Source organism: Gibbsiella quercinecans, assembly GCF_002291425.1.
Taxonomy (GTDB): Bacteria; Pseudomonadota; Gammaproteobacteria; order Enterobacterales; family Enterobacteriaceae; genus Gibbsiella; species Gibbsiella quercinecans.
The window spans coordinates 884,606-901,130 of the sequence record NZ_CP014136.1 but is presented as its reverse complement, the minus strand read 5'-3'; the positions used below and the strand labels follow the sequence as shown (position 1 = coordinate 901,130).

The window sequence follows — 16,525 nt, the reverse complement described above, 5'->3', positions numbered from 1 at the left end:
TGTCTGTCCGGATCCAAAAAAAAACCCTCGGAAGGAATCTTCCGAGGGCTCTCTCTTGCATTCTGCTCGCCACTGGAAGATCCGTAAACCGTCTTCCAGCACACATCTGCCTGAAAGACTAGTCAGGATGATGGTGATGATGGTGGTTGAACTGAATGCGTGTCATTGTGTTTTCTCTTGAAAATGCCGTACTGACTGAATTGCTAATTAACCTAAACTATACAGGGGGTTTTGTGCAACCCTTTTTTGCCTGCATAATTTTAATTTATTGAAACAGTATGAATTAATCCCTGAAATAACTGGCGTGGCGGCCAATGCCTTTGCGGCTGGTAATATGACATATATAAGGTGGATGCTGATTTACCGAACGTTACGCGCCGCAGATTGTATCACCCGCAGGACAGGCGTAGCCTGAAATACATAGGCGCGGCGATCTTCAGGAGAGGAAGATATGAAAAAAGTAGCCATTGTTGGCCTTGGCTGGTTGGGTATGCCGTTGGCGCTGTCGTTGATGGGGCGCGGCTATAAGGTGGTCGGCAGTAAAACCACGCCGGACGGCGTTGAAGCAGCACGGATGAGCGGCATTGAATGTTACCGGCTGGAGCTAACGCCGGAACTGATTTGCGATCCGGACGATCTGGAGCAACTGCTGCGCGTCGATGCGTTGGTGATCACGTTGCCGGCGCGGCGCACGGTTGAGGGCAGCGCAGGGTACTTTGAAGCGGTACGGATGTTAGTAGATAGCGCCATGGCCTTTGGCGTGCCGCGCATTATTTTCACCAGCTCCACCTCCGTTTATGGCGAAACCACCGGCACGCTGCGTGAAGATGCGCCATTGCGGCCGAATACGCCTTCCGGCCGGGTGTTGGTTGAGCTGGAACGCTGGCTGCATGAGCTGCCGAATACCTCGGTAGATATCCTGCGGCTGGCCGGGCTGGTCGGGGCCGATCGCCACCCGGGGCGCTTCCTGGCGGGCAAAGTGGATGTGAAGGGCGGCTCGCAGGGGGTTAACCTGGTGCATCAGGATGATGTGATCGCGGCGATCCAACTGCTGTTGCAGCGGCCGAAAGGCGGCCACGTCTATAACCTGTGCGCCCCGGGCCACCCGGTGAAGAAAGCGTTTTATCCGGCGCTGGCGGAGCAGTTGCACCTGGAGCCGCCACGCTTTGCGGATGAGGTGGAACAGGACGGCCGGCTGATCAACGGCAACCGGATTTGTAGCGAACTGGGGTTTGAATATCAATATCCCGATCCGGCACGGATGCCGGTGAGCTGAACTTTCGCCCGCGCGCGCTGGCCGCGGGCCACACCCATCCATATCGTGGGCTAAACTGACAGGGACCGTTTTCCACCGCCCTGGAGGTGCCCATGCTTCGTCATTATCTGATTAGCGGACTCTTGTTGATTAGCAGCGGCCTGCTGTACGCGGCGCCGGTCGTCACGCAATTGCAGGATCGGCTTGAACACCCGTGGGCGCTGGCATTCTTACCCGATGAGCAGGGGATATTGATCACCGAGCGGCCAGGGCGGCTGCGGCTATGGCAAGCGGGCAAAGGGCTATCGCCGCCGATTGCCGGCGTGCCGCAGGTGTATGCCCGCGGGCAAGGGGGGCTGATGGATATCGCGCTGGCGCCGGATTTCGCCAGCAGCCGCCTGGTCTATTTGAGCTTTGCGCAAGCGGCACCGGGTGGCAAAGCGGGCACTGCGGTCGGCGTGGGGCGCCTGAATGCCGCTAACACGCAGCTGGATGATTTTCGGGTGTTGTTGCGCCAGCAGCCCGCGCTTTCAACCGGCAACCATTTTGGCTCGCGCTTGGTTTTTGATCGTCAGGGTTACCTGTTCATTACGCTGGGCGAAAATAACCAACGGCTAACGGCGCAGGATCTGGACAAACTGCAGGGGAAGGTGGTGCGCCTGACGGCGACGGGTGCCGTGCCCGCCGATAACCCATTTGTCGGCCAGGCGGGTAAACGGCCAGAGATTTGGTCTTATGGTCACCGGAATGCGCAGGGAATGGCGCTCAATCCGTGGTCCGGGGAAGTGTGGCTGCACGAGCACGGGCCGCGCGGTGGCGATGAGATCAATATTCCCCAGGCTGGGAAGAACTATGGTTGGCCGCTGGCGACCCACGGCGTTAACTATTCCGGGCTGGCGATCCCGGAAGCCCAGGGCCAGCAGGCGCCCGGCACCGAGCCGCCGCTTTACTATTGGCAGGTGTCCCCTGCGGTGAGCGGAATGGCATTCTATAACGCCACGCGCTTTCCGGCCTGGCGGCATTCGCTGTTTATTGGCGCGCTGGCCCATCGTTCGTTGCTGCGCCTGACGCTGGAAGGGAATAAGGTGGTGGCGGAAGAAACCCTGTTGGCCGATCGCGGGCAGCGCATCCGGGATGTGCGCGTGGGGCCGGATGGCTATCTCTATCTGCTGACCGACGAGGAAAACGGCAAACTGCTGCGCGTGGGGGAATCGTAAACCCGGGTTTTGGCCGGCAATCGCGCGTGCGGGCCGCTGCCCCCAGCGCAACCGCAAGCCGACAAAACCTGTGGGTTAACGTTCCCAGTAGCGGATTTCCCAACCGTGTTGCAACGCCAGCGCGTGCAAATCGCTGTCGGGGTTAATCACCGTGGCGCTGTCGGCGAACGCCAGCAGCGCTTTATCGTTGATCGAGTCGCTATAGCTGTGGCTATGGCCGAAACGCAATTCCGGGTGCTGCGCCTGCCATTGCTGCAGGCGGGTGACCTTGCCCTGCTGATAAGTGGGCGTGCCATAGATGTTGCCGGTAAAGCGCCCATCTTCGATCTCTACGCCAACTGCCAGCGCGCCGTCGGCACCCAACTGGCTGGCGATCGGCGCCACCAGGTGTTCGCCGCTGGCGGAAACGAGCAGAATGTAGTCGCCGCGTTCGCGATGCCATTGCAGGCGTTCACGCGCCGCCGGGTAGACGCGTGGCAGAATGTCGCGATGCACGTATCGGGCAATCCAACCGGCAACGGTCTTGGCGCTAAGCCCTTCCAGTGGGGCCAGGGTGGCGCGCATATAATCCTCTATCGCCAGCGTCCCCTGATAATAGCGCTGCATCAGTTGCTGTTCCTGCTGCTGCAAGGCTTCAGGCGCAAAGCCCTGCGCCACTAGCCAGCGTAGCCACAGGCTGGTGCTGTCGTCATCTATCAGGGTTTCATCCAGATCGAACAGGGCTAAATCCATCGGTTTTCTCCGGCTGTCTGTGAATACTCAGCATAGCGGATAACGCTCACCGCCAGCCAGCAAAGATGGTGATTAAACGGCGCTCGGGTCATGATAAAAAAAGCGCATGACAATTCAGCGGCAGTTTATTGACGATTCGCATAACGGGCTGGCCATTTTTCTGCACATGTACAGTTATGTAAAAATGCTGAAAATTGATGCTAAACCCTGCAAAAATAAGATGAATCTAATAAACTCACTAAAAGGCGTTTCGGGTGCGCTCCTTTCTTTGAGTGCGGCCGCAGGGAGTCTGCGGCACATGCAGGCGCACCGGGCTGCTTTCGCTGGTTGGCTGAAAACGTAAACATGTTTGAAAGTTAACGCTATTTCAATAGGTTGAATGGATACTCTGGCGACGCATGATGAAAAGACACTTTCCCCACTCATTAAAACGGCTGACGTTTGGCGTCGGCGTTCTTTTATTGGCCGTACCCGCCGTGCAGGCGGCAGAGCCCCCGGCCGCACCGCAAATTGACGCAAAAGCCTTTGTGTTGATGGATTATAACAGCGGCACCATCCTGGCCGAAGGCAACCCTGATTCCCGCCTGGATCCCGCCAGCCTGACCAAAATCATGTCCAGCTATGCCATTGGGCAGGCGGTTAAGGCCGGCAAGATTAAGCCGACCGATATCGTTACCGTGGGCAAAGACGCCTGGGCAACCGGCAACCCGGTGCTGCGCGGTTCCTCTTTGATGTTTATCAAGCCGGGCGATCAGGTGCCGGTTTCTGAATTGAACAAAGGGGTGGTGATACAGTCCGGCAACGACGCCAGCATCGCGCTGGCCGATTATGTGGCCGGCAGCCAGGACGCTTTTGTTGGCCTGATGAACAACTATGCCAACAGCCTGGGGTTGAAGAATACGCATTTTCTGACGGTGCACGGGTTGGACGCGGAAGGGCAATACAGCACGGCGCGCGATATGGCGCTGCTAAGCCAGGCGTTGATCCGCGATGTGCCGGAAGAATATGCGCTGCATAAAGAAAAAGAGTTTACCTTTAACAAGATTCGCCAGGTAAACCGCAACCGCCTGCTGTGGAGCTCCAACCTGAATGTAGACGGTATTAAAACCGGCTATACCAGCGGCGCTGGGCATAACCTGGTAGCTTCCGCCACCGATGGCCCCATGCGTTTGATTTCCGTGGTGTTGGGCGCGCCGAGCGATCGCGTGCGTTTTAGCGAAAGCGAAAAGCTGCTGACCTGGGGCTTCCGTTTTTATGAAACGGTCACGCCGATCAAGGCTGACAAACCCTTTGTGACCCAGCGGGTATGGTTCGGCGAGGCGAGCGAAGCGCCGTTGGGCGTGGCGAAAGATGCGGCGATCACTATCCCGAAAGGGCAGATGAAAAATCTGAAGGCCAGCTACAAGTTGATCCAGCCAACGCTTGAAGCGCCCTTGGCGAAGAACCAGGTGGTCGGTACGATAGATTTTCAACTGGACGGTAAAACGATTGAGCAGCGGCCGCTGGTGGTGATGCAGGAAGTGAAAGAAGGCAACTTCTTTAGCCGGATTTGGGACCGCATCATGATGACGGTGACCCAATGGTTTAGCAGTATCTTTGGCTGATTAACCTCTTCGCCCTCACCCTAACCCTCTCCCAGAGGAGAGGGGACGGTTCGTGCCCGGTTCGGGCAACGGCGCGTTAACTTCGCCCTCACCCTACCCCTCTCCCGAAGGGAGAGGGGACGGTCCGTGCTTGGTTTGGGCAATGGTGTGCTAACTTCGCCCTCACCCTAACCCTCTCCCCAAGGGAGAGGGGACCGTTCGCGCCCGGTTTGGGTAACGGCGCGCTAACTTTGCCCTCACCCTAACCCTCTCCCAACGGGAGAGGAGACGGTTCGAGCCGGGTTTGGGGAAAGGAGCGCTAATGTTCCAGCAAGACTCGGGGGGCTCCCTCTCCCGTTGGGAGAGGGCTGGGGTGAGGGGAAAACCGCCGATAATTGACTAGCTAAACAGGCTATACAGAATGGCCGACATAGCAATCAAGCCGATGGCGACCACAAAAGCGTTGCTGATATGCCCGCTGTATTTGCGCATGGCCGGCACTTTACGGATCGCGTACATCGGCATCAGGAACAGCAGCATGGCGATGATCGGGCCGCCCAGCGTCTCAATCATGCCCAGAATGCTGGGGTTCAACGTGGCGACAGCCCAGGTGGTCACCAGCATAAACACCGCAGTAATGCGGTTGAGCCGATGCGTGCTGATGGTCTTGCCGCGGCTTTTCATCGATTTGGCAATCATGCCGTTAAAGCCTTCGCGCGCACCCAGATAGTGCCCCAGGAAGGATTTGGTAATCGCCACAAAGGCAATCACCGGCGCGATGTATTCAATCATCGGGTTATGAAAGTGGTTGGCGAGGTAAGACAGAATGGAAATGTTCTGCGCTTTGGCTTCGGCCAGCTCCGCCGGCGACAGGCTCAGTACGCAACTGAAAACGAAGAACATGACGGTCAGCACCATCATGATGTGCGCATAAGCCAGAATCCGCGTGCATTTTTTTTCTGCCGCCGGGCCGTATTCGCCACGTTTTGCCACCGCAAAGGCGGAAATGATCGGTGAGTGGTTGAAGGAAAACACCATCACCGGGATCGCCAACCACAGGGTCATCATCAGGCCGTGGCCCATCGCGTTGCCGCTGGTGGGCAGCATGGCATCGGTAAAAATGGCGCTGCTCCAGTTAGGGATCAAATACATCGCCAGCAGCATCAGTGCGCCGACAAACGGGAACACCAGGATGCTCATGGTCTTCACAATCGCCTGTTCGCCAAAGCGCACGATGGTCATCAGGCCGGTGATCAGGATCAGTGACAGGATGGCGCGCGGCGGTGCCGTCATGCCCAACTGGTGGGTCATAAAGCTGTCGACGGTGTTGGTAATGGCAACGCTGTAGACCAGCAGAATGGGGTAGATCGCAAAGAAGTAGAGCAGGGTAATCAGCTTACCGGCGCTGATGCCAAAGTGCTCTTCCACCACTTCGGTGATGTCTTCACCGGGGTTCTTACCCGAAAGCACAAAGCGGCACAGCCCGCGGTGGGCGAAAAAGGTCATTGGGAAAGCAATGATCGCCATAATAACCAATGGGATTAGGCCGCCAATTCCGGCATTGATCGGGAGAAACAGCACGCCGGCGCCGATCGCGGTGCCGTACAGGCCTAACATCCACATGGTGTCTGTTTTGCGCCAGGTACTGCTGGATTCCACGGCTGTAGAGGCAATCGTGCCAGTCTGTATGGTGTCCATAGATATCTCCGAAGTGAACACGTTTATTTAACGTTCAAAGCGAAACATAAAATCGAAAACGCAGGCGCCACCGCCGCCGGGGTTAACGCTGCCGATTTTGATGGCCGCAAGATAGCGGGTTTTGGAATAAACAACCGTGATCTTGCTCTATTATGCGTGATTTGTGCGTTTATTTATTATTTTGTCGATTTTTTGTGCGTTAATCGGCGCAGGTAATGGATGTTTTATCTTGCGGGGGCGGAAGTATGATGCCTGTTTTTCATCCTGTGTGGTGGATAATTAACCACACAAAAAACTACCCTTTTATTTCTGGGTGGAAATATATTTTAACTGCTCGTGCAGATCTAGCTAAAAACCCGGATTAAGCTCTTTTAGTGATTGATATCACATTTTCATGAAATATGGCGTGTAAATGCAACGCGTGGCAGCCGAGATTTGCGCGGAACAACGACATGGCCTTAGCAATGGAGCGCTATGCCGTGTGCGGTGAAGAAATCGCTAAATTCCGCGTTCGGCGGGCGATCGGTAATCACCTGCTCAAACTGGAGCAATGGGGCGATGACGGCGGCCTTTTCTACGCCGAATTTGCTGTGATCGGCCACCAGGATCTTCTGCTGCGCCATGCGTATGGCTCGGTGCTTCATAGCCAATTCGTCGAAGTTAAAACAGGTGGCGCCATGTTGCAGGCTTAGGCCAGCGGCGGAAATGAAAGCGAGCGTCGGGCAGATATGATCCAGCTCGCTATGCTGGCCAAGACCGCTGAAGATGGCATTGGCGGGATTAAAACTACCGCCGCACAGGATCACGCGGCAGTTGGGCTTGCTCTGCAGTGCCAGGAAGGTGTTTAGCGCATGGCATATGGCGGTAAAAGGCAGACTGTCGTCAATCGCATCAATGATGGCTGGCGTGGTGGTGCCGCAGTCGAAAAAAACCGTATCGTTACTGTTAATCAGGGCAGCGGCCAGCGCACCGATGCGGCGTTTTTCCGGCAGCCGCTGGGTTTGCTGATCGGTAAGCGAATAGCGCGTGGCGGCGCCGTGGCGTAAATCGGCCACTACATACCCGCCCAGCAGTGTGACGGTGGCATGACCGGCGCTAAGATCGCGGCGCACCGTCATTTCCGAAACGCCCAAGAGGGCGGCGGCCTGTTTCACATGGAGCTTGTCCGCGTTTTTCAGGGCCAGGCTTAGTTGCTTGATACGTTCTGCGCGCCGGGTTTCCATCGGTTTCTGCTACTCAAAAAATGCCTGTGCAAGCGGGGGGGTTGCGGCGCCCGCTGGCAGGGCGCCGCCGTCGCGTCAGTAGCTGCCGTTGGCGGCTTTTTCACCGGCGATAATGGCAACGCCGGAGCTGGTGCCGATACGGGTGGCGCCGGCCTGGATCATTTTCTCGGCAGTCGCGCGATCGCGCACGGCGCCAGAGGCTTTCACGCCCATTTGCTCGCCGACGGTGGCGCGCATCAGGGCAACGTGTTCGGCCCGGGCGCCGCCGGTGCTGAAGCCGGTGGAAGTTTTCACAAAGGCGACGTCAAGCGCACGGCAGATTTCGCACAGCTGAACGATTTGTTCATCGCTGAGCAGGCAGGTTTCCAGGATCACCTTCAGTGGGATTGCGTCACAAACTTCGCGTACCGCCGCGATGTCTGCCTTCACTGCATCTAGCAGGCCGCTTTTCAGCCAGCCGACGTTGATGACCATATCAATCTCTTGCGCGCCGGCGGCAATAGCGGCTTTGGCCTCAAACGCTTTGGCAATGGTCAGGCCGGCGCCCAGCGGGAAGCCAATAACCGAACAGATTTTCACGTCGCTTTCCTGCAGCAATTGCGCCGCCAGCGGGACATAGCCCGAATTCACGCAGACTGCATAAAAATGGTGCTGTTGGGCTTCTTCACACAGCCTGGCGATCTGCGTTTCCGTGGCGTCCATGGCGAGCAAGGTGTGATCGATATAGCGCGCATAATCAATGTGTTCGGTCGTCATTGTGGTCCCTGATACGGTAAAGTGGTGATGTTAGTATCATAACATTTTGGTGAGAAAAGAATACATCACCCGCGTATAAGGCCGATATACCCAGCTTTTAAAGCTTAAATTGTGATTTTGCTAACATTGGTGTTTCTTGAGTAACAAACTAACCGCTTGCGCGTTATTCTTTTACCCAGCCTTTGCGAATCGGCAAGGCGAACAGGGCGTGATACAGGCGGCCAAGCGTACTGGCGATGGCATCGCCGTACAGGTTCCAGACCAACTGGGCGAACAGGCAGCCGACGATGCCCAGCAAGAACGCACCCACCATGTCCAGCGGCCAGTGCACGCCAAGGTACACCCGCGCCCAGGCGATGCCCACGCCGATCGCCATCAGGAGAATGCCGGACCACACCCGATGCCAGCACAGGAAGGCCAGCGCAAAGGTGAAGATGGCCGTGCCGTGGTTGCTGGGAAATGAACTATCCGGCGCATGAGCGAGGAATGTATAGCCAAAACCGGGGACAAACGGCCTTTCATAAGGCAAGAGCATGCCGATCGCCGTGGCGGTGGCCATGGCAAACAGCAGGGCGATGGTGGTTTTGCTGACCACTTCACGCTGTGATACCAGGCGATCCTTCGGGCCCCATAGCCAAAGCCCCACGATCAGCAGCGGTACGATGGCAATCATATCGCGGGCCAGGAACAGGGCGAATTCAATCAGCCATTTGGGGGATGCCGGGGTGGCATCGATCGCGATGAAAAGCACGTGATTCAGTTGTTCCATGATAATTCCCTCACAGTGGGCATTGCCTGCTGCTTGCCCACCAATAAACAGCCAGTTGGTTAGTTCATCCCCGCAGTTGCCGTTGGCTGCGGAAGGCGCTGCCCGCGAACAGCATGGCCCCGAAACCAGCAACCCGCTGACAAGTAAGCCAAAAATGCGGTTAACCATAAAAGGATGGTGCTGGCGAGTAAAGGGAAGGGCGCTTAATCTGGGGGGCTGTTGAGGGTTTATTTAATTTGGCTTGTGGTAGGCTGTGTAGCGGACGTAGCGTTTTAGCTGAATGTTGCCATTTATTAGGATTATAAGGACATAGCGGATGAAAACGATTTCTCTGGTTATCACCGGCCTGCTGATGGCTGCTTGTGCAGGGGCGAATGCGGCCGCCACGGCTGGCGCAGGCCAACCGTCACTGGAAAGTGTTGCTCCCTATCCGCCAGCGGAACAGGGCATGAGCCGCCAGGTGATCTTCTTGCCGCCGCTGGAGCACGAAGAGAACATGAAAGTGGAATTGCTGATCGGTAAAACGTTGCACGTGGATTGCAACCGCCATTTCATGGGGGGCAATCTTGAGCGCAAAACGCTGGAAGGATGGGGCTACGATTATCTGGTGCTGGAAAAACTCTCGCCGCCGGCATCCACTCGAATGGCCTGCCCGGATAGCAGCAAACAAACGCAGTTTGTCGCCGCAAACCTGGGTGAAGCCGCGATGCAACGCTACAACAGCCGCCTGCCTATCGTGGTTTATGTGCCGCAAGATGTGGACGTGAAATACCGCCTGTGGCAGGCCAACGACGCGGTGGTAAACGCGGTGCGTCAATAAGCTCTTTAAGGGGGGAACCCGGTGGGGCGTTGCCACAAAAAACGGCCAGCCGGCGTTGGCTGGCCATTTTGTTTAGTCTTTGTCCACCGGCGTCATGCTGACAGAGGAAAGGTAGTTGAGCAGGGCGATGTCGTTGTCGACACCCAGCTTCATCATCGCCGATTTCTTCTGGCTACTGATGGTTTTGATGCTGCGGTTAAGCTTCTTCGCAATTTCCGTTACCAGGAAACCTTCAGCAAACAGGCGCAACACTTCGCTTTCTTTCGGTGACAGGCGTTTGTCGCCGTAGCCGCTGGCACTGATTTTATCCAGCAGTTTGGAAACGCTTTCCGGGGTGAACTTTTTGCCTTTCTGCAACGCGGCGAGCGCCTTGGGCAGATCGGTCGGGGCACCTTGCTTCAGCACGATACCTTCAATATCCAGATCCAATACGGCGCTCAGGATCGCCGGATTATTGTTCATGGTAAGAACAATGATCGACAACTGCGGATAGTGGCGTTTGATGTATTTGATCAGCGTGATGCCGTCGCCGTACTTGTCACCCGGCATTGAGAGATCGGTGATCAATACGTCGGCGTTGAGTTTGGACAGACTGTTGATCAGCGCCGTTGAGTCTTCGAACTCCCCAACGACATTCACCCATTCAATTTGTTCAAGTGACTTCCTGATGCCAAAAAGCACGATAGGGTGATCATCAGCAATAATTACGTTCAGGTTATTCATGTGGTTGGCTACCTTGCTGCAGCAGTCTACTGACGAAAAAATCAATCTGACTGATGTTGTTCTCTATCTGAAGCGCATCACCATCTGCGATGTGCTGTTCCAACGATTCACACAGTTGCTTGCCCGGAAGCAGATTTAACATAGCAAATACGCCTTTCAGGCGGTGTGCGGTCTGTGACAGAGCCTCGAAATCACTACTGCCCGCCTCAGTATACAGTTTTTTGACATCATCGGGTACTGTATCAATAAACAAGCCATAGTAATCGCTTGATTTCAATTGTTTTTCATAGTGTTGTAGATTTTCTGCCGTTAGCGACAGCAGATCTTCCTCTTGTTCCAGCGCGGCCATTTGCTGTTCCATCAGCACCAGAATGGCATCGAGCATAGCGCTGCTCAGGTTGTAATTCACCCGAATATAACGTTTTTCCAGCTGTTGCCAGCCGGGCTCGTCGCTGGCTAGCAGCAGGGTATAGTCATCTGCCCGCTGCGGGTTGTCGGTCAGCAGAATGTCATAGTTGTGATTGGCCGCATGCTCTTCGGCAATCAGGCAGTCCGCGCCGTAGGTGTGCAGCAGGTGGGTAACGATACTGCGCACCTCTTCAGAGGTGATATCCAGTAACGCCTTGACGCCGTCCAACAATTTTTCCGGCTCTTCTTCTTCCTTCTGCTCGGCTTCCATCGTCACGTGGATGATATAGCGCGTGCCGATGTCCGGTTTGCTGTGGATATCCAGTTGGCCGTTGAGCTTTTTGCACAGTTGGTTACACAGGAAAAACGTCAGGCCGGAACCCTGGTTGAAACGATCGGCCAGCGCCTGGCCGGTGAACGGGTAGTCCAGGTTGCTGAGCTCATCGCTGGAAAGGCCAGCGCCGGTATCATTAACGTGGAATATCAACCGATCCGGGCTTGCCGGATCGCTCTCCGCCACCACAGAGATTTTGCCGCAGGCGGTGGTGATAATGGCGTAGTGCAGCAGCATTGAGAGGATTTTGCGCAGCGCATTCACATCGCCGACATAGTTTTGATCGGCGGCCAACTGGCAATGGTTGAACAGCGCCAGCCCTTTCTGGTTGATCATCGGCAAGGCTTCCAGCAACAGATCGTCAATCAACTGAACGGGGGTGAATGATTGCCGCGAAGGTTGCCAATCTTGTGTTTCAAGGCGCGTGAGCAAGGTGATGTTGTCGATCAGCGCCAGCACCGCGCTGGAGGCAGTGGACAGTTGGCCCAGCAGCGCCTGTTGTTGCTGCGGATCCGGCTGGTTGTGCAACTGGCCGGCCAGATCGTAGATCTGGCGCACCGGTTGGTTCAGCTCAATGCCCAGGTTGTGCAGCATCAGCTTGCGCGCCTGCACGTTTTTGTCGTATTCACGCCGCGCCTGCTGCAACCGCTTATTGACGATGGCTTCCTTATCCTGATCGTTGAGCAGGAACAGATAAATGTCCGGCGACAGCTGGCTGCGGAACAGGCGGATTTCATACACTTCATTGTTGACCGTTGCCTGGATCACCCCATGGTGCTGCTCGGCAATATGCGCGATTTTTTGCAGGCTGAGATGGGGCAGCAGGTGCTCTGCCGTTTGGTTGCTGGCGATGACGGTGTTGCTGGCGAAATTGTATACCAACAGGCCGGAAGGCAGATTGGCGACAATCTCCTTACACAGCGCGCGTTCGGTTTCCAGCTCTGCGGCCATGCTTTCGCTGGGGTGGATATATTGGCGGCGAATAAAGTAGATGCCAAGCAGCGAAAGCAGCAGCAACAGCAGGTGGATGGCAAGCAGCCAAATATTATTGTGCAGCAGATCGAACGCCAGGCTGATGCTGGACACATGGTAGACCAGCTTCAGCGGCGCGTTGGCCAACGGGATATGGAATTCCAGCCAACTGCCGGTCAGGGCGGTGCTGCCGGCAGCCGCGTTCTGCCCGGCCGTGCTTTCCGGATCGACATTATTCGGCAGCAGCGCAAAGTTGGCGCGCGCCAGGTTGGCGGGAATCATGTCGTTTATCGGAAGTTCAAAGGCGATGACGGTCGCCAAATGCCCCGGTTGGTTGAACGTGGTATGGATAGAGAACGAATAGGCGTTGGGGGCCCGTTGCTTGCGCAGCTCAGAGAAGCTTTCGCGTTCGTCGAGCATATTGGCCTGCTGCAGCATTTCCGCCCGGCGGTCTTCGGCCGAATTCGCCAGGTAGTTCTCCTTATAGCGGGAAATCAGCTCCTTCACCGGTTGGGTGGTCACCATGCTCAGGCTGTTATCCAGGCCGTTGAGGTAGTACATTGTGTACTGCTCTTTTTCCGCCCCCCAGAGCATGTCCAGGTAGTCCGAAACCCCGGCAATCATGGTCAGCGTATTGCTGTCATGGGTGCCGAAAATCACAGCGTCGGTTTTCTTGTACGGTTTTTCGACGTAATACACGTCCGGGCGCAGACGGGTTTCCTGCAGGTCTGGGGTGGCCGTCAGTAAAGAGGTGCTGCCAAAGCGATCGTAGACTTGGTAGGTCACATAGCGGTAATAGTCAATGCGCTGCTGCAGGCTGTTGCTGATGGCATTCAATGCGTACTTTTTTTCCGCCAGCCAGGAATTGGTGTAGTTGTAGCCGTACAGGCCAAGTGAAACTAGCAGGAGTACGATAAACAGCAGGAAGCAGCGGGTCAGATTGGTTGAGCTGATCGTCAGTTGTTTGTTTTGCATGGTTGACGGTGCGTTCCTGTGTTGGCAATGCCGGTGATAGCGGCGCGTTGGCCTGCCATTGCTTTGTAGGCAATGCACGTCTGATGCTGCGCGTGGTATCGGGCAGGGGTCATCGTGGCATCAGCAGCGGCAGTTTGCTAAAAATGAAGCCTGTTTTTATCACAAACCGCGATCCGGGTCGAAAGGATTCGCTCTACTCGCTGCCACCGCCTGCGGCTCGGCGTGCCAGCCATAGCGCGATGACCTGAACAATGTAATCTTTCTGCGCCTCATTCAGCGCTTTTCCCTGTGCGATCCCATGCCACTTTGCCAGGCAACCGCGGCAACAGGTGGCGGTGGCATGCTGCGCCACAAATACCGGGTGGCCGCGCATCGGCGTTTGTTTACCGTCGTTTTTAGGGTATGCCGCCGCCAGGCGCCGATCGATAAAATCGCGCGCATGGCTGAGGATTGTCGGCATGCCCTTGGCGGCAAAATAGTCTTGGTCTTTCGGGTTCAGGCGGAATTTTGCGCGAAAAGGCGAATTTTGCAGCCGCTGCCACAGTGCTTCAGAGTCGAGTTTCATTGCAGGTTTTCTGGCCGGGTGAATAACCGGGACAGGATAGCAGATTATCGAATCCTAACCCAAACAGGGCCAGTGCGTACGCTGCTCAACACGCTTATCCTGCAGCGTGAATGGCTTTAGGATATATGCGTAGTGGGTTGTTATTTTTGTTTTTTTTATGAATTGTCTGAACATTCTCCCGTTATTTTTTTTGACATATTGTGCGCCGGTTTATTAGCGGGATAATATCTTTATGTTATTATTTTTTGGCAAAAAGTGCGGCCGGAATCAATGGCTGCCAGGCTGTGATGAGGAGATAAAAAAACCGGCCAGCGGCCGGTTAATGTACTGAATATTATCCAATAGATAATGAAGGTAATAATGAAAATAATGATGATAGCAAGCAAAGTATAGATCCGATTTTCGTCAATTTTTTTATCACAACGTGCTTATTTTTATCGTTTTTGTATAGTTATGAAAAGTTTTTGTTTGAACTTTATAGATCGTTGATTTTGTTTGGTTAATTTATTTTTTGTGTTTCCGTGCTTTATTTTCAGTGACTGTAATCTTTTGTGATAGTTCGCGTGTTTTTACATTTTTAAACGAATTTAGTAGGTGGTGAAACACTATTTGATGCTTGGTATCAATTTCTTTATGGATTAATATCCACCTATTGCCAGAATGGTAATGCACTGTCGCGCTAATATGCTCAGAAGAGCAGTGGCCCTAGCTCGACGTAATAAATGAGGATAATAAAGATGAAACTCCGAGTTCTCTCTCTGATAGTACCCGCACTGCTGGTCGCAGGCACCGCAGGTGCGGCGGAAATCTATAACAAAGACGGTAATAAACTGGATTTGTACGGTAAAATCGACGGGCTTCACTATTTCTCGGATAACAATGGGCTGGATGGCGATCAGTCCTACATGCGTTTCGGCCTGAAGGGGGAAACCCAGATCACCGACCAACTGGTGGGTTACGGCCAGTGGGAATATCAGGTTCAATTGAATAACACCGAGTCAGAAAACAACTCCTTCACCCGTGTCGGCTTCGCTGGCCTGCGTTTTGGTGACTACGGCTCACTGGATTACGGCCGTAACTACGGTATCCTGTACGATGTCGGTTCCTGGACCGACGTGCTGCCAGAGTTCGGCGGCGACACCTACGGCGCGGACAACTTCCTGTTCCAGCGTGCTAATGGCGTAGTAACCTATCGTAACAGCGATTTCTTCGGCCTGGTGGATGGCCTGAACTTTGCCGTTCAGTATCAAGGCAAAAACGGCAGCGCCACCGAATCCAACAATGGCCGCAGCGTACTGGCGCAGAACGGCGACGGCTACGGTATGTCGCTGTCTTACGATCTGGGCTGGGGTGTTAGCGCCGCCGGTGCCTACTTCTCGTCCGATCGTACCAACGATCAAAACTCCGCAGCGCTTCTGGGCCAGGGTGACAAGGCCGAAGCCTACAGCGGCGGTCTGAAATACGACGCTAACAATGTGTATTTGGCCGCCATGTACACCCAGTCGTACAACGCTACCCGTATCGGTTCCGCCAGCAGCTCACAGTACGGCTTTGCGAACAAAGCGCAAAACTTTGAAGTTGTCGCACAGTATCAGTTCGACTTCGGTCTGCGCCCATCCGTGGCTTACCTGCAGTCAAAAGGTAAAGACATCGAACGCGGCTGGGGCGATCAGGATCTGCTGAAATACGTGGATGTCGGCGCTACCTACTTCTTTAACAAAAACATGTCCACCTACGTTGATTACAAAATCAACCTGCTGGATGAAAACGACTTCACCCGCGCGACCGGTACCAATACCGACGACGTGGTTGGCGTTGGCCTGGTTTACCAGTTCTAAGCAGCAACGTAAGCGTTTATCACGTAACGCGGCCTTCGGGCCGCGTTTTTTTTGTCTATGGAAAACCCCCAGCTAGGCTGGGGGTTCCGGAAAGCTTTCAGCTTTAAGCCAGTTATTAAAACCCCTTTTGATTTGTTAAAACATCTTGCGGTCTGGCAACTGCAAAAGTTCAACAAGAAATCAAAAGGGGGTCCCAATGGGGGACGAAAAGAGCTTAGCGCACACCCGATGGAACTGTAAATATCACATAGTTTTTGCGCCAAAATACCGAAGACAAGCGTTCTACGGAGAGAAACGTCTGGCGATAGGCAGTATCTTAAGAAAGCTATGTGAGTGGAAAAATGTACGGATCCTGAAAGCTGAATGCTGCGCAGATCATATCCATATGCTTGTGGAAATCCCGCCCAAAATGAGCGTATCTGGCTTTATGGGATATCTGAAAGGGAAAAGCAGTCTGATGCTTTATGAGCAGTTTGGAGATCTGAAATTCAAATACAGAAACAGGGAGTTCTGGTGCCGGGGGTACTACGTAGATACGGTGGGGAAGAACACCGCGAAGATACAGGAATACATAAAGCACCAACTTGAAGAGGATAAAATGGGCGAGCAGTTATCGATCCCTTACCCGGGCAGCCCGTTTACGGGCCGTAAGTAACG

Annotated in this window: 16 protein-coding genes and 1 other annotated feature; of the genes, 7 read left to right on the top strand and 9 right to left on the bottom strand. The window is 54.7% G+C overall.

Features of this window, described 5'->3' with window-relative positions:
- Positions 1-15: 15 nt before the first annotated feature.
- Positions 16-143, bottom strand: a sequence feature (His leader region).
- Positions 119-166, bottom strand: coding sequence for a his operon leader peptide (hisL, locus tag ACN28Q_RS04165; RefSeq protein WP_110605893.1), 48 nt, complete (start codon positions 164-166; stop codon positions 119-121). (Overlaps the previous feature by 25 nt.)
- 285 nt (positions 167-451) lie before the next feature.
- On the opposite strand from hisL, the gene ACN28Q_RS04160 reads away from it, so the two are divergent.
- Both ACN28Q_RS04160 and ACN28Q_RS04155 read left to right on the top strand, forming a co-directional pair.
- On the top strand, positions 452-1,276 hold the full coding sequence (locus tag ACN28Q_RS04160; protein ID WP_095845173.1) for an SDR family oxidoreductase: 825 nt from the start codon (positions 452-454) through the stop codon (positions 1,274-1,276).
- Positions 1,277-1,368: 92 nt separating this feature from the next.
- On the top strand, positions 1,369-2,472 hold the full coding sequence (locus tag ACN28Q_RS04155; protein ID WP_095845172.1) for a PQQ-dependent sugar dehydrogenase: 1,104 nt from the start codon (positions 1,369-1,371) through the stop codon (positions 2,470-2,472).
- Between the two features lie 75 nt (positions 2,473-2,547).
- On the opposite strand, the gene ACN28Q_RS04150 is transcribed toward ACN28Q_RS04155, so the two are convergent.
- A complete protein-coding gene (locus tag ACN28Q_RS04150) occupies positions 2,548-3,204 on the bottom strand; it encodes an HAD family hydrolase (protein ID WP_095845171.1) in 657 nt (218 codons plus the stop codon).
- 106 nt (positions 3,205-3,310) lie between these two features.
- Here ACN28Q_RS04150 and ACN28Q_RS04145 point away from each other — a divergent pair, with 106 nt between their 5' ends.
- Both ACN28Q_RS04145 and ACN28Q_RS04140 read left to right on the top strand, forming a co-directional pair.
- Positions 3,311-3,547 (top strand): hypothetical protein, encoded by a 237-nt coding sequence (locus tag ACN28Q_RS04145; RefSeq protein ID WP_095845170.1) that lies wholly within the window; start codon positions 3,311-3,313, stop codon positions 3,545-3,547.
- A 55-nt stretch (positions 3,548-3,602) separates the two neighbouring features.
- Positions 3,603-4,808, top strand: coding sequence for a serine hydrolase (locus ACN28Q_RS04140; protein ID WP_095845169.1), 1,206 nt, complete (start codon positions 3,603-3,605; stop codon positions 4,806-4,808).
- 378 nt (positions 4,809-5,186) lie between these two features.
- Here the strand turns inward: ACN28Q_RS04140 and ACN28Q_RS04135 are convergent, their stop codons facing one another.
- From ACN28Q_RS04135 to ybjG, 4 genes are all read right to left on the bottom strand, one after another.
- Positions 5,187-6,485 carry an HAAAP family serine/threonine permease gene (locus tag ACN28Q_RS04135; protein ID WP_095845168.1) on the bottom strand — a complete coding sequence of 433 codons (1,299 nt, stop codon included), beginning with the start codon at positions 6,483-6,485 and terminating at the stop codon, positions 5,187-5,189.
- A 458-nt stretch (positions 6,486-6,943) separates the two neighbouring features.
- Positions 6,944-7,708: a DNA-binding transcriptional repressor DeoR gene (deoR, locus tag ACN28Q_RS04130; RefSeq protein WP_095845167.1), complete on the bottom strand. Its 765-nt coding sequence runs from the start codon at positions 7,706-7,708 to the stop codon at positions 6,944-6,946.
- A 75-nt stretch (positions 7,709-7,783) separates the two neighbouring features.
- The gene (gene deoC / locus ACN28Q_RS04125; RefSeq protein WP_095845166.1) at positions 7,784-8,464 is read right to left on the bottom strand and encodes a deoxyribose-phosphate aldolase; all 681 of its coding nucleotides are present in this window, start codon (positions 8,462-8,464) and stop codon (positions 7,784-7,786) included.
- A gap of 163 nt (positions 8,465-8,627) precedes the next feature.
- Entirely contained in the window at positions 8,628-9,233 is a 606-nt protein-coding gene (ybjG, locus tag ACN28Q_RS04120; protein ID WP_095848911.1) for an undecaprenyl-diphosphate phosphatase, read from the bottom strand.
- 316 nt (positions 9,234-9,549) lie between these two features.
- Between ybjG and eco the strand changes: the two genes are divergently transcribed.
- Positions 9,550-10,053 (top strand): serine protease inhibitor ecotin, encoded by a 504-nt coding sequence (gene eco, locus ACN28Q_RS04115; RefSeq protein WP_095845165.1) that lies wholly within the window; start codon positions 9,550-9,552, stop codon positions 10,051-10,053.
- Positions 10,054-10,125: 72 nt separating this feature from the next.
- On the opposite strand, the gene rcsB is transcribed toward eco, so the two are convergent.
- From rcsB to ACN28Q_RS04100, 3 genes are all read right to left on the bottom strand, one after another.
- Complete coding sequence (gene rcsB / locus ACN28Q_RS04110; RefSeq protein WP_095845164.1) at positions 10,126-10,776, bottom strand: response regulator transcription factor RcsB; 651 nt, start codon at positions 10,774-10,776, stop codon at positions 10,126-10,128.
- Entirely contained in the window at positions 10,769-13,465 is a 2,697-nt protein-coding gene (rcsD, locus tag ACN28Q_RS04105; RefSeq protein ID WP_095845163.1) for a phosphotransferase RcsD, read from the bottom strand. The genes rcsB and rcsD overlap by 8 nt, the downstream gene beginning before the upstream one ends.
- Before the next feature lie 193 nt (positions 13,466-13,658).
- Positions 13,659-14,030: a DUF4186 domain-containing protein gene (locus ACN28Q_RS04100; protein ID WP_095845162.1), complete on the bottom strand. Its 372-nt coding sequence runs from the start codon at positions 14,028-14,030 to the stop codon at positions 13,659-13,661.
- 737 nt (positions 14,031-14,767) lie between these two features.
- On the opposite strand from ACN28Q_RS04100, the gene ACN28Q_RS04095 reads away from it, so the two are divergent.
- Both ACN28Q_RS04095 and tnpA read left to right on the top strand, forming a co-directional pair.
- Positions 14,768-15,868: a porin OmpC gene (locus ACN28Q_RS04095; RefSeq protein WP_095845161.1), complete on the top strand. Its 1,101-nt coding sequence runs from the start codon at positions 14,768-14,770 to the stop codon at positions 15,866-15,868.
- A 196-nt stretch (positions 15,869-16,064) separates the two neighbouring features.
- The gene (gene tnpA, locus ACN28Q_RS04090; protein WP_145957814.1) at positions 16,065-16,523 is read left to right on the top strand and encodes an IS200/IS605 family transposase; all 459 of its coding nucleotides are present in this window, start codon (positions 16,065-16,067) and stop codon (positions 16,521-16,523) included.
- Positions 16,524-16,525: the final 2 nt, after the last annotated feature.

Excerpts from the sequence above, each read along its gene's own strand:
- ACN28Q_RS04160 (WP_095845173.1), top strand. The coding sequence starts at position 452 with ATGAAAAAAGTAGCCATTGTTGGCCTTGGCTGGTTGGGTATGCCGTTG.
- ACN28Q_RS04155 (WP_095845172.1), top strand. The coding sequence starts at position 1,369 with ATGCTTCGTCATTATCTGATTAGCGGACTCTTGTTGATTAGCAGCGGC.
- ACN28Q_RS04150 (WP_095845171.1), bottom strand. The coding sequence starts at position 3,204 with ATGGATTTAGCCCTGTTCGATCTGGATGAAACCCTGATAGATGACGAC.
- ACN28Q_RS04145 (WP_095845170.1), top strand. The coding sequence starts at position 3,311 with ATGACAATTCAGCGGCAGTTTATTGACGATTCGCATAACGGGCTGGCC.
- ACN28Q_RS04140 (WP_095845169.1), top strand. The coding sequence starts at position 3,603 with ATGATGAAAAGACACTTTCCCCACTCATTAAAACGGCTGACGTTTGGC.
- ACN28Q_RS04135 (WP_095845168.1), bottom strand. The coding sequence starts at position 6,485 with ATGGACACCATACAGACTGGCACGATTGCCTCTACAGCCGTGGAATCC.
- deoR (WP_095845167.1), bottom strand. The coding sequence starts at position 7,708 with ATGGAAACCCGGCGCGCAGAACGTATCAAGCAACTAAGCCTGGCCCTG.
- deoC (WP_095845166.1), bottom strand. The coding sequence starts at position 8,464 with ATGACGACCGAACACATTGATTATGCGCGCTATATCGATCACACCTTG.
- ybjG (WP_095848911.1), bottom strand. The coding sequence starts at position 9,233 with ATGGAACAACTGAATCACGTGCTTTTCATCGCGATCGATGCCACCCCG.
- eco (WP_095845165.1), top strand. The coding sequence starts at position 9,550 with ATGAAAACGATTTCTCTGGTTATCACCGGCCTGCTGATGGCTGCTTGT.
- rcsB (WP_095845164.1), bottom strand. The coding sequence starts at position 10,776 with ATGAATAACCTGAACGTAATTATTGCTGATGATCACCCTATCGTGCTT.
- rcsD (WP_095845163.1), bottom strand. The coding sequence starts at position 13,465 with ATGCAAAACAAACAACTGACGATCAGCTCAACCAATCTGACCCGCTGC.
- ACN28Q_RS04100 (WP_095845162.1), bottom strand. The coding sequence starts at position 14,030 with ATGAAACTCGACTCTGAAGCACTGTGGCAGCGGCTGCAAAATTCGCCT.
- ACN28Q_RS04095 (WP_095845161.1), top strand. The coding sequence starts at position 14,768 with ATGAAACTCCGAGTTCTCTCTCTGATAGTACCCGCACTGCTGGTCGCA.
- tnpA (WP_145957814.1), top strand. The coding sequence starts at position 16,065 with ATGGGGGACGAAAAGAGCTTAGCGCACACCCGATGGAACTGTAAATAT.